This is a genomic window from Mucilaginibacter frigoritolerans, assembly GCF_007830615.1.
Lineage (GTDB): Bacteria > Bacteroidota > Bacteroidia > Sphingobacteriales > Sphingobacteriaceae > Mucilaginibacter > Mucilaginibacter frigoritolerans.
On sequence record NZ_VLLI01000010.1, the window covers coordinates 198851 to 211978 of the forward strand.

Here is a 13128-nt window from a genome sequence, read left to right on the forward strand (position 1 = left end):
AAGTATAGTTTAGCTAAAGCTGATTAAAATTTCCAGTACAGCCATATCAAAGTCCCTGGTGATGGCTTCGTCCGCAATAGCCTTTTTGTCTTGTGCCGATGGTTTAATGTTTTGGAAGAAGCACATCATCGGATAAAATAATTCTTTCAATTCTGAATCTTCGGGTAGTTTTTCGGCTACCTTACTGATTTCGGCGACAGGGCTTTCCATTAGTACCTGGTGGGCAATTACCGGCTCGTAGATTCTGTATTCGTCCTGAAACTCATCTTCGTCAACCAATAAAAATTCTTTCAGGTAATCTTCCAGCTCGGGTTCAATACCTTCGTCCTGGCACTCATTTAAATAAAGCAGCAGGTTCAATAATTCGGTACCACGGTCAAGTGTATCTTCCTCAATCTCTTCCCATTCGGGCGAGTCAAGGTAATCTTCCTCCAACTTCTTGATATCGGCACTAAAAAAGTTAATCATCAGCAGGTCAAAGAAAACTTCGCGCAAAATTTCCAACTGCGGATAGTCATCAAAAACTTCATCCAGCATATCTACTTTGCTTAAAAAATCTTCTTCAGATGCAAACACTTCAGCAAAAACCGAAGTAAAAGGGGTAGCATCAAAGGTGCTGTATTGTGTAAAAGCGGCAAATGCTACTTTTACTGCGGTTTCAACTTTTGGGTCGATCATGATTTAATGTTTTTATTTATATAGGTGATTGTTGTTTAAAGTTAACAGCACTTTACCCTTTAAGTTCTGCCCTATAAAAGGCGAATTATAAGATTTTGACCTGTTATTGTTTTTGGTGTACTCCCACTCTGCATCTGCATCAAAAAGCACCAAATTAGCTGCTTGCCCTTCGGCTATTACAGGTACATCAATATTTAATATCTGCCTTGGATTAACAGCCAGTTTTTCAACTATCAGGTTAATATCCAACCCGGTTTGTAAAGCCAGTGATAAGGTTGTTTGTAAGCCTATCATTCCAAATTCAGCCACTTCAAACTCCACATCTTTAAATTCAACTTCGTGCGGGGTATGTTGCGATACTATGGCGTCTATTGTGCCGTCTTTTAAGCCCTCTAGCAAAGCGTTCACATCATCTTGCGTACGTAGCGGTGGCTTTACTTTATAAAGGCTGTCGAAGCCTAAAAGCGATTCATCGGTTAACACTAAATGATAAGCAGCTACATCGCAGGTAGCTTCAATACCTTTACGCTTAGCTTCTCTGATCAGTTCAACCGAACGGGTGGTTGAGATGGTACTGAAATGGATTTTTGAACCGGTATATTCAGCCAGATAAAGATCGCGCGCTATCATTAATTCTTCGGCAAGCGGTGGTATGCCTTTCATGCCTAACAATGTACTTACTTCACCTTCATTTACTTTAGCTTTCCCAGCAATAGCCGTATCTTCCGGATAAGAAAACACCAATGCATCAAAACCCTGGGCATATAAAAGGGCGCGTTCCATCAGGCCTGCATCCTGTACGGGTCTGTTACCATCGGTAAATGCCTTTGCACCGCTCAAATACATGTCATACATTTCGGCAAGGTCTTTCCCTTCGCGTTTGTATGAAATAGCACCTAAAGGATATACGTCAACCAGATTTTTGGTAGCGCGGTTTAGTAAATATTCAATTTCGGCTTTTGAATGTACCGGCGGAATAGTGTTTGGCATTAACGCTATACCGGTAAAGCCACCGGCAGCGGCTGCTTTGGTTCCGGTATAAAGATCTTCTTTAGTTTCCAGGCCCAGTTCGCCTATGTTACAGTTCAGATCGAAAAAACCTGGTGAAATAAATTTGCCTTCTCCATCAATAACTTCAGCATCAGCTTCAATATCTGTGCCTATCTTACTGATTACTCCTTTTTCAATTAAAACATCAGCAATTTTTTGATTAAATGGCGAGTTAGGGTCAATTATTTTAGCAGATTTAATAAGCAAATTCATTTACGTTGCTTTAAAAGGTGGGTATTTTTATTCATTAAACCGGTTGGGAAATCTGCTTTGTATCAGTTTTGTAATACCTGATGAGCAGTATTTCTATCCCCAGAAAAATCAATGCCAAAATTATACAAAGTTTCCATAATTGTAAGCCGAAATTTGTTTCTGTTACAGCACCTTTTAACGAGCCATTTCCACCCTCCAAAACGGGGCCCGATTGCGGCACTTGTTTACCCAGTTCGGTAATACTTAAATAGCTTAAATCTGATTCGCTCCGGTTATCATTAAAAGCGATAACCGCTACGGTACTGTCTTGTTTTTTAAGATCATACAAACCAGTATCGTGCAATTGATCGGCCACAAATAACTGGGTACTTCCCTCCTGCTGCCGGGTATCCGGAATGATGCTTTGGGTTCCTTTAACCAGTTTCAACACTTGCTTATCATTGGTTTGTACGGGTGGTATTTCAATGGTTTCATCTTTACCAAGGGTGTAAAACAAAGATTGATCATGCCCGCTTAGCAGCGCTATCCTGAACATTATGGGTACAAACAAGGCATGTCTTGGCAAATTGCTGAAGTCTTCATTCAAAGCTACAGCCGAAACATATACTTTTCCCTTTCCAGAGCTAAAGCCTGTCCAGAACGCTTGCCTGCCCGGCAGAGTCATCAGGTTTTCAGGATGACCGGATGATGAGCTTAACGTATAATATTGTTTAACCACCGGCAGATCCGGATTTTGAGGGAAACTGTCGAAAATATTTTTAAATACTGCGTTTTGCAGGTTCAGCCCATCAACTTTAGCATTACCGGTTATTAATTTTTCGGGATAAGCCACATTCATGGGTTCCAGAAAAGAACGGTAACTGGTTAAATCGGCTGTTGCCGATGGAAAAACCAACAGGGTACCACCTTTTGCAACATATGTTTTAAGTTGCTGCGACAAGCCGGTTGAAATAGCATTTATATCACTTAGTACAACCAGCGGGTAAGTGTTCAGGGAGGCATAATCCACATTACCATCGGGCACGCGTCTGGCTGCAAAAAAAGGATCGGCCGCAAAAACAGCTTTCAGGTAGGGATTAACAGTACCACCATCAATCAGTAAAACAGGCATTTGCTGCCGTACATTAAACGAAAAATAAAACTGATTATCAAAAGTTACAGGGTTATCCTGCAAAGTAATTTCGGCTCGCTGCCAGCTTGCCTGCAAGCCTGAAAAGGTAAGCGTATCATACTGCACTGAGCGTGCATTTACGGTATAGCTTCCCAAAGCTTTTTGCTGTCCGTTAATAAGTAATTTAAGCGGTATTTTTTCGGCAGCTTCATCCGCATAGTTATGCAACCTTACCACCAGCTTCTCACTCTCACCTGGGCGATGTATGGCACTCAACAACTGAACAGAATCAACAGCTACATTGGGTAATTTACTAGCTTTAAGCTGTACCAAACTGATCCGCAGGCCTGCATCTGCTTTTACGGGCTGGGGTGTTGCCATGTTTTTTTGAAAATCGGATATCACATAAACAGACCTCAAGCCACCTTTTTGCATATCCAATAAGCTCTGTTGGCGGCTAATGATCTGCTGCAGACTGCGGCTTTGTGCGCTGATCTTCACTGCATCAACGGCATCATTAAACTCATCCCGGCTTAGTAAACGCTGGTGCTTACCTTCAAAATCCTGCGTAAGCAGTTGAAACCTGTCGTTTATGCTATAGGCGGATGCAATTTCTTTGGCGCGGCGCTTGGCTTCATCCAACAAAGTGCCCTCGCTGTTAAGCGTTTGCATGGAATATGAATTATCAACAAAGATGCTTACCTGCTGCTGTTTACCGGCATTGGTTGCGTTTTTACCGGAAATGTATGGCCGGGCAAAGGCAAATACCAAAAAAGCGACGGCCAACATCCTTGACGCTAATATGAGACGTTCTTTAAGGTTTTTACGGGATGACTGCTGCTCCTGTATTTCTTTCAAAAACTGCACATTGCTGAAATACACCTTCTGATACCTGCGAAAATTAAACAGGTGAATCAGTATGGGTATAGCCAGAAATAAAAATGCAAATAGAAAAGCAGGGTATAAAAAATGCATATTTAAGATGCGGAGTGATACATACAAATTTACGAAAAACGGAGCGATTTATTGCTATGCAGGTAGCTGAATGTGTATAAAAACTTTTTCTTTTTAGCGCAAATTTTTCTTTTTATATTTGTAAATGAAAGTTGTTCCCCGTTGATTATCAATCTGAAAATCAATTTTTAAAAAATCATTTCACCCTCTATACTTCTACTACTCGTTTTGGTTTTGGTTTACTGTTTTTATTTAGTGGATCATAAGATAAACCAAAAGGTAACCCAAAACATAGCCCACCACCTGACTCATTACTCCATACAATTAACTGAATTATAATTAATTAAACGACTGCAACGCCGCCCTTAATCAGACCACAAAATTGGCAGTGTTTCATCCCCTTAAAAAAACAATTTTCAATTGTCCGGCTTATTACCATAAAATACATCTAAAATATGATAAACTGGCATATTGGCTGCTCGGGCTTTCATTATAAGGACTGGAAAGGACCGTTTTATCCAACCGATCTTCCGCAACGCAAATGGTTTGATTTTTACTGTGAGCATTTTAAAACGCTGGAACTCAATGTTACTTTTTATCGGTTTCCACAATTATCATTTTTGCAAAACTGGTATCAAAAAAGCCCTGCTGATTTCCGTTTTTCAGTGAAAGCACCGCGGGCAATTACCCATTATAAGAAATTTAACGACACAAGTGATCTGATCATCAGCTTTTATGATACTATAAATAATGGCTTACAGGAAAAATTGGGACCTGTGTTATTCCAGATGCCGCCAAGCTACCACTACAGCGAAGCCAATCTGAAGAAGATCATCAACAGCCTGAACCCCTCATTTAAAAACGTGCTCGAACTACGCCATACAAGCTGGTGGCGTGATGACGTTTACGAAGAGTTGGTTAAAAATAAAATTACCTTTTGTGGTATGAGTCACCCTACCCTGCCTGATGAGGTGATTGTAAATACCGATGTGGTTTATTATCGTTTTCACGGTGTGCCGGAATTATACCGGTCACGCTATTCTGTCGAATTTCTGCAAAAGATTGTGAACAGTATTAAAAGCAATAACCAGACTAAAGAAGCCTGGTGCTATTTTAATAATGATTATGATACCATTGGGGTAATAAATGCAAAAGAAATGCTGGGAATGGTTGGATAGAATTCTTTTCTCATTCCTTTTTACAACTTGTCTTTTCGAACGATAGAGAGAAATCTTTTTCGATAGGCTATGCGGACTATACAGAGCGGATATACAAATCGCACTACGCAAACGTTAATACAAGGCGCAAAAGATTTCTCCTCGGCGCCCTCGTTCGAAATTACAGAAGGAGTTTGATTTTACTGCTCCCCATCACCACCGCTTCCATCACTATCACTGGTGTGATGATGTTTTTTATGTTTCTTTTTGTGTTTAATTTCCGTGTTCTTCTTTTTGGTTTCTTTTGAACTTTGTTTGGGCTTAGTTGAGGTTTCAGCAGGCTTTACTGCGTCTTTTACTGCGGTTTGGGCACCTTTTGTACTGGTTGAGTCGGTGCTGAGTTGTTTTACGGTAAAGCTATTATCACGTAAACCATATTGTAACAGGCGTTTTTGTCCGCTTGGTTTGGCATCTTTTCCGCTGCCGCTATAAATCGGAAACTCCCGCATCAGCGTACCATCTTTTATGTAAAAATTATCACTACCACGATATCCCTGTCTTTGTTTTTGATTGAGTTTTGGGAAATCAAGCTTTTGTGCCTTGCCGTTACTAAACTCAAAAGCATACATGGTGGTATAGTTAATGGTATCTTTACCTTTTGCCTGAATTATTATTTCGGGATTGCCATCCAGATCCATATCTGAGTTATACACATCAACAATGCTGCCATCCAAATCGCCGGTGGTAGTGGTGTATTTGGCTGCGGCCGAATCTGAATGTAATATTTCAAACGCACCAACGGTTGCCGATCCTCTGCCCCAGCTTAGGATATCATAATCCTGCCCCGGTGAAACCTCTATCAGCTTATGGTACCTGAAGGGATCCATCACAACCGGTTTCTTCTCAATAGTAGTAGCAGCACCTGTTGGTTTATCATCATTGCTGCAACCTGTTATAAAGGCGCAACCTATCAGCATAAAAATATAAAACCCGAATATTTTTTTCATTCGAAACCTCAATTAAACAATGTATCAGGTGTTAACTCTCCTTTTGGTTTACCCGGAATAGTCATAAACACCCTTAAACTTCCGGCATTAGCGACATCAAAATACTTAACGGTAATTTTGTGATAGCCCTTTAACAGCGGAACCGATCCACCCTGATCAAAAACACCATGCTTACCATCATTATCAACTACCGGCTGGTCATCTATCAATAAAGCCGAACCATTGGCTGATGATGTGGTAAAACCATAAACACCATCACTATCAATACGAATAAAACCGCTGTATATTACGCCAAATCCTTTTATATTCTTTTTAAATGCAGCCGTATTAAAAGTTACTGCTGTGCCGGTATCAATAATCGCAGCACCATTTAATTGTGCCAGACTGGTAAATTCGCCGGTAAACAGTTGATATTTTAGGCCTTTGCCTATTACTTGGTAAGTTACAGGGTTAAACGGTGTTTTGTTGTAAACTGTTACATGTGTTACCTGGCTCCTTTTGCCCGATGGAGTAATTACAAGAGCCTTTAGCTCACGATATTGATCCTGAGGCACATCATAGGTCATCGGTATAGTAAAAGGCATATCGGTTAATCCGGGTTCGTAACCGTCAATAGTATAGTAAACTGTAGCTCCTTTTACTGATGGTTTTAAATTAACATTTAACTGGGAACCAAACATAATAGTATCCACAGCCCCAATAACTGCAGGCACGCGGAAATTGAATTTGGTATCCAGTTTTCCTAAATGCGATGGCAGGCGGGTATTAGCAAAATCAACATAATTTTTATTAGCCAAAGGCGACCATGCCACTTCTGATAGCGCCAGTAAACGAGGTAACACCATATAATCTACCTTGTTTTCGGTAGGGATGTACTCTGTCCATAAATTGGCTTGTACGCCTAATACGTATTTTTGCTGATCGGGAGTTAAAATGGCCGGAGTTGGATTGTAGCTGTATATTTTGGTTAATGGCTCGTTACCGCCAATGCTCAACGGTTCATTTTTACCTTGTGCATGGTCAATGTACAAGCCACCACTGCCAGGAGTCATGATCACATTGTGGTTTTGTTGTGCTGCCGCGATGCCACCTGCTTCACCTCTCCAGCTCATTACCGTGGCGTTTGGCGATAGGCCACCTTCCAGAATCTCATCCCAACCAATAATGCTTCGGCCTTTTGAGTTTACAAACTTCTCCATCCGCTGAATGAAGTAGCTTTGCAGCTTATCTTCCTTGCTTCCTGCTTTATCGTCTTTTAAACCCAGTTTTTTGATCAATTTCTGGCAAAAAGGCGATTGTTTCCAAACATCTTTCGGCGCCTCATCGCCACCAACGTGGATGTATTTGCTTGGGAACAGGTCCATCACCTCCGTTAAAACATCCTGCAAAAAGCTGAAAGTTTTGTCGGACGGACAATAAATATCGTGGAACACGCCCCAGGTTTCGGCAGCCTTATAGTTCATTGATGGGTCGCAGCTCAATTCGGGGTACGCAGCTAAAGCAGCTTCTGAGTGGCCGGGCATTTCAATTTCGGGCACTACATTAATATACCTGTCGGCTGCATATTTAACTACTTCGCGAATCTGATCCTGCGTATAATAACCGCCATATGGGGTATTATCAAACTGTTGTGGCGTACGGTCATGGTAATTACCGATAACGGTTTGCGCACGCTGACTGCCAATTTGGGTTAGCTTAGGATATTTTTTTATTTCGATGCGCCATCCCTGGTCATCAGTTAAATGCCAGTGAAAATTATTCAGCTTATAGGTAGCCATCAGGTCGATGTATTTTTTAACAAACTCAACCGAAAAGAAATGGCGGCATACATCCAGCATTAAGCCTCTATAGCCAAAACGTGGATAATCCTCAATCTGCACAACAGGCAAATGAATTGCTGCGGCTCTACCAGTTGGGATGAGTTGTATTAAGGTTTGGATGCCATAAAAAAGGCCCGCTCCTTTGCCCGAAATGATGATTTGTTGCGGCGATATGGTTAAACGGTAACCATCAGGCGGCAAGCCATCGGTACCAGCAGAAGTAAGTACAATACTATTTGCAGTAGAGGCACCATTATTTTGCTGAAGCTGCACATGCAGCATAGCTTTATTTTGAATATAATCTGTTAAAAAAAGTACCGCTTTATTGGTTACACTATCAGCCATGATAACGGTTTGCTGACTTAAAACAAACTCACCCTGACCTTTTTTTAAGGATACCGGGGCCGGAATAATACCCATATTAGGGTCAGTATCCTGCGCATTGGTCATACCAATACCAACTGCCATAAAAACACCAAGCAGGCAAAAAATCTTTTTAAACATAAATTAAAGTTAATGCTATCAAATTCAAGGTGGTGAAGTTAACAGATTTTGCAAAAAAACAGCAAACTACAGATGTAAAAAATCTGTTCAAAACAAAAGAGCCGCCCCGTTTAGTATCAGGGCGGCTCTTCAGCTTATTTTTTTGCTTCGGCTACAGCTTCAGCAGGTTTATCTTTTTTATGATCATGCGGTCGTGTTTTTCCGTACGATCCCATTGCAATTTTGCCTTTTCGTGTTTTTTTATCGCCTTTTCCCATGGTAGTTTAATTTATTATTGGTTAATAATATCAATAATACGAAAAAAGGTTTAAACTATTACTTTGTATGCATTAACATTTTTGAGGGTTTAAAAATCATTTGTAATAAAACATCATTTTATGGGTTTATGCAATGGCATTGCATTGTTATTATCCTTACTTTTGCGCCATCATTAAAAATTAAGAAAATGGATACGGGTCCGAGTAGAACACACCAAATGTTACTTACCTCCTGCTAAACTCAGGGCCGCTCAATTACGCAGTCCTGTTTAGTCAGGGCAAACTATTATTGTCATGCGTAAAAGAGAAAAAAGGAATTTCAAATCCCTCAAAAAACAAACAACACCTATCATTAAACATTCTGGCCCGGCTACCTTTTCTGCCCGAAAAGTAATTAGCTTTTCCCTGGCCAATAGTTTTCTTGTTTCCGAAGGCATGCTGTTATGTTGTCATCATTTTGAATACGAAGGTTGCCTGGAATGTGGTTGAGTCATCTTTTATATTGACAATTAAATACTATTCTATCAAATAAAATGACTACAGGCAAATATCATGAACGCACTAAAAAAAATATCAAAAACAAATACCGACCATTCAAAAACTGTATCCGGATTTGATGAGGCTGCTGTAGCCTTGCTCCGCAGAGTATCTAACGAAGACGCCCATTCCTTTTATAATACACTGGAATGTAGTGAAACGGGATTAAATAAGGCAAGCGTTGAAGAGAAAAAAAGAAAGTTCGGCTTAAACGAGATTGAACACGAAAAGGCGCCAGCATGGTTTGTGCAATTGTTTCAGGCTTTTTTAAACCCTTTTATAGCGGTTTTGATTGTACTGGCATCCGTTTCTTTTGTGATGGATGTGTTGATGGCTGCACCCGGTGAACAGGACTATAAAACAGTGATTGTGGTTAGCGTAATGGTTATACTGAGCTCCTTGCTCCGCTTTTGGCAGGAATATACCAGCAACCGCGCAGCTGAAGAGCTGAAAAGTATGGTTAAAACTACCGCGACTGTACAACGCCAGGAAAAAGGAAAATTTGAAATTAACATTATAGACCTTGTTCCGGGTGATATTGTATTTCTGAGTGCCGGTGATATGATACCTGCTGATTGCCGCATCATACAATCAAAAGACTTGTTTGTGAGCCAGGCAATGCTTACCGGAGAGTCATTACCATTAGAAAAACGAGAGTTAAGCATTGCTGATGCTCACAAAAAATCACCTTTAGAACTGGATAATATTTGTTTTATGGGCACCAATGTGGTTAGTGGCACTGCACATGCACTGGTGGTTACTACCGGCAACTTAACTTATTTCGGCACTATTGGTAAAGCCATCACGGGAAAACGCAACGAAACCAGTTTTGATAAAGGCGTAAATAAGGTAAGCTGGCTGCTTATCCGTTTTATGCTGGTAATGGTTCCTTTAGTTTTCCTTATCAACGGACTAACAAAACATAATTGGTTTGATGCCTTAATGTTTGCCATTTCTGTTGCTGTGGGTTTAACCCCCGAAATGTTACCCATGATTGTTACTGCTAACCTGGCTAAAGGTGCAAAAAACATGAGCAAGCGTAAGGTTATTGTTAAACGCTTGAATGCTATCCAAAATATCGGGGCAATGGATATTCTCTGTACAGACAAAACAGGCACCCTCACCATGGATAAGATTGTATTGGAAAGGCATTTAAATGTTTTTGGTGGTGAAGACGATGAGGTAATGAAATGGGCCTATTTGAATAGTTTCCATCAAACCGGGCTAAAGAACCTGCTGGATGTTGCCGTATTGGAACATGCAGAGATTCATAGCTGTGTAAATGCAGATGAGCAATTTAAAAAGATTGATGAAATACCCTTTGATTTTCAAAGACGCAGAATGAGTGTGATCCTTGAAGAAAAGAATGGGAAACATTTATTGATCTGTAAGGGTGCTGTAGAAGAAATGCTTGACCTATGTTCTCACGCCTTTGATCCGGGTGAAGATAAGCAGTTACATATTGAGAACGATAAGATTGTGTTGATGGATGACGCGATGCGTAAAATCATCTTAAATACCTCACGCAAACTAAATGAGGAGGGCTTACGCGTATTACTGGTAGCAATTAAGGAGTACGACGAACGCCCGTTAACGTACTCTGTCGCTGATGAAACAGACATGGTACTGACCGGCTTTATAGGCTTTTTAGACCCTGCTAAACCATCCGCCAAGCCTGCTATAGAAGGTTTGCAGAAGTTAGGTGTTAGTATCAAAGTGCTTACTGGCGACAACGAAATAGTAACCAAAAAGATTTGCAGGGATGTGGGCATTCCGGTGCTCCATGTTTTAACAGGCAAGGAGCTGGAACAGATGAGCGATGCCGAATTATCCATAAAACTGGATGAAACCAGTATACTGGCTAAACTAAGCCCTATACAGAAGGCCAGGATCATTAAACTGCTGCAGGCAAAAGGCCATACTGTTGGATTTATGGGAGATGGTATTAACGATGCTGCTGCCCTGCGTGATGCAGACGTGGGCATTTCTGTTGATACCGCGGTGGATATTGCCAAAGAAAGTGCAGATATTATTTTGCTGGAAAAAGACCTTATGGTATTGCGCAAAGGCGTTATTTACGGCAGAAGAACATTTGGCAACATCATCAAATACATTAAGATGACGGCCAGCAGTAATTTCGGTAATATGTTCAGCATGTTGGGTGCCAGCGCATTGCTACCTTTTCTGCCGATGCTGCCCATACAAATTCTGATTAATAATTTATTATATGATATTTCGCAAACTTCCATACCCTGGGATAGTATGGATGCTGATTTTATTGATCAACCTCAAAAATGGGATGCAAGGGGCATCAGCAAATTCATGTTATACATAGGGCCCATCAGCTCCATATTTGATTATGCTACCTTTGCGGTAATGTGGTTTGTATTTAAGGCCAACAGTCCGGCACATCAAAGCTTATTTCAAACTGGCTGGTTTGTTGAGAGCCTGCTCTCTCAAACATTAATTGTTCATATGATCCGTACCCGTAAAATACCGTTTATACAAAGCTGGGCAGCGGCACCTGTAGTGGCCCTAACCACGGCTATTATGGCTATAGCGTTGTTTATTCCATTTTCACCACTTGCCACGGCATTTAAAATGGAACCGCTGCCAATAGCCTTTTTCCCATGGCTTATCGGTATACTATTCGCTTATTGCCTGCTAACCCAAGTAGTTAAAACATGGTTCATCAAAAAATTCAACCTGTGGCTTTAAGTAAGAAAAACTAACACCAAGTACATTAAATAATAAAAGCAGATTGATTAGTAACCAATCTGCTTTTATTATTTATACATTCAGGCTTTAAAACCTGTTATTCCTTTTACTTACGCTGTAACGATGTGTTCTTTAGCGGCCAGGTAACGTTCTGCATCAATAGCTGCCATACAACCGGTACCTGCAGCAGTTACTGCCTGGCGGTAAATATGATCCTGCGCATCGCCGCAGCAAAATACGCCTTCTATGTTAGTAGTGGTTGATCCGGGAGTGGTTTTAATATAACCTGTTTCGTCCATGTGGATCCAGCCTCTAAAAATATCGGTATTCGGTTTATGACCTATCGCCACAAAGAAGCCGGTAACATCTAAAGTTTTGGTTTCGTTTGTTTTGTTGTTGATAACGGTTACACCGGTAACACTTTGGCCGTCGCCTACAATCTCTTTGGTTTCGCTATCGTATAATATCTCAATGTTAGCAGTATTTAATACCCTGCTAACCATAGCTTTTGATGCTCTGAATTCATCGCGGCGTACAATCATGTACACTTTACGGCAAAGTTTAGCCAAATAGGTTGCTTCTTCGGCTGCGGTATCACCTGCACCTACTATGGCTACATCCTGCCCCTTAAAGAAAAAGCCATCGCAAACGGCACATGCCGAAACACCAAATCCACTGTATTTTTGTTCTGAATCCAGACCTAACCATTTGGCAGATGCACCGGTAGAGATAATAACCGTATCGGCAAGAATGGTTTTGATATCATCAACCACCACTTTATGCGGCAGGCTCGAAAAATCAACTGAACTTACATAGCCATAGCGGATATCAGTACCCAGGCGTTCGGCCTGTTTGCGGAAATCCTCCATCATTTCGGGGCCCATAATACCATTCGGATAACCGGGATAATTCTCTACCTCGGTAGTTTGTGTAAGCTGGCCACCGGCAAGCAAACCTGTATACATAACCGGCTTTAAATCAGCACGTGAAGCATAAATAGCAGCCGTATATCCGGCAGGACCCGATCCAATGATCAGACATTTAACGTGTTCGTTCTCTTGAGACATCAGTAATTTATATTTATCAGCAAATTTAGCAAAAGACAGCTTAGTATCGGTCAAT

At 40.9% G+C, this 13128-nt stretch carries 9 protein-coding genes; 2 read left to right on the forward strand and 7 right to left on the reverse strand.

The window, feature by feature from the left end; genetic code table 11:
• Positions 1 to 9: 9 nt before the first annotated feature.
• The 3 genes from JN11_RS17175 to JN11_RS17185 are packed head-to-tail and all read right to left on the reverse strand — an operon-like array spanning position 10 to position 4027.
• Positions 10 to 678, reverse strand: a complete 669-nt coding sequence (locus JN11_RS17175) for a hypothetical protein (protein ID WP_144914524.1) — start codon at positions 676 to 678, stop codon at positions 10 to 12.
• A 12-nt stretch (positions 679 to 690) separates the two neighbouring features.
• On the reverse strand, positions 691 to 1941 hold the full coding sequence (locus tag JN11_RS17180) for a dihydroorotase (RefSeq protein WP_144914525.1): 1251 nt from the start codon (positions 1939 to 1941) through the stop codon (positions 691 to 693).
• A 34-nt stretch (positions 1942 to 1975) separates the two neighbouring features.
• Positions 1976 to 4027, reverse strand: coding sequence for a BatA domain-containing protein (locus JN11_RS17185; protein ID WP_144914526.1), 2052 nt, complete (start codon positions 4025 to 4027; stop codon positions 1976 to 1978).
• 434 nt (positions 4028 to 4461) lie between these two features.
• Between JN11_RS17185 and JN11_RS17190 the strand changes: the two genes are divergently transcribed.
• Entirely contained in the window at positions 4462 to 5184 is a 723-nt protein-coding gene (locus JN11_RS17190) for a DUF72 domain-containing protein (RefSeq protein WP_144914527.1), read from the forward strand.
• A gap of 179 nt (positions 5185 to 5363) precedes the next feature.
• Here JN11_RS17190 and JN11_RS17195 read toward each other — a convergent pair whose 3' ends face one another.
• From JN11_RS17195 to JN11_RS17205, 3 genes are all read right to left on the reverse strand, one after another.
• Complete coding sequence (locus JN11_RS17195) at positions 5364 to 6170, reverse strand: hypothetical protein (protein WP_144914528.1); 807 nt, start codon at positions 6168 to 6170, stop codon at positions 5364 to 5366.
• Positions 6171 to 6178: 8 nt separating this feature from the next.
• A complete protein-coding gene (locus JN11_RS17200) occupies positions 6179 to 8494 on the reverse strand; it encodes a family 20 glycosylhydrolase (protein ID WP_144914530.1) in 2316 nt (771 codons plus the stop codon).
• Between the two features lie 134 nt (positions 8495 to 8628).
• Positions 8629 to 8751 carry a 30S ribosomal protein THX gene (locus JN11_RS17205; RefSeq protein ID WP_144914531.1) on the reverse strand — a complete coding sequence of 41 codons (123 nt, stop codon included), beginning with the start codon at positions 8749 to 8751 and terminating at the stop codon, positions 8629 to 8631.
• Positions 8752 to 9303: 552 nt separating this feature from the next.
• On the opposite strand from JN11_RS17205, the gene mgtA reads away from it, so the two are divergent.
• On the forward strand, positions 9304 to 12006 hold the full coding sequence (gene mgtA, locus JN11_RS17210; protein ID WP_144914533.1) for a magnesium-translocating P-type ATPase: 2703 nt from the start codon (positions 9304 to 9306) through the stop codon (positions 12004 to 12006).
• 110 nt (positions 12007 to 12116) lie between these two features.
• Here mgtA and trxB read toward each other — a convergent pair whose 3' ends face one another.
• Entirely contained in the window at positions 12117 to 13073 is a 957-nt protein-coding gene (trxB, locus tag JN11_RS17215) for a thioredoxin-disulfide reductase (RefSeq protein ID WP_144914535.1), read from the reverse strand.
• Between the last annotated feature and the right edge of the window lie 55 nt (positions 13074 to 13128).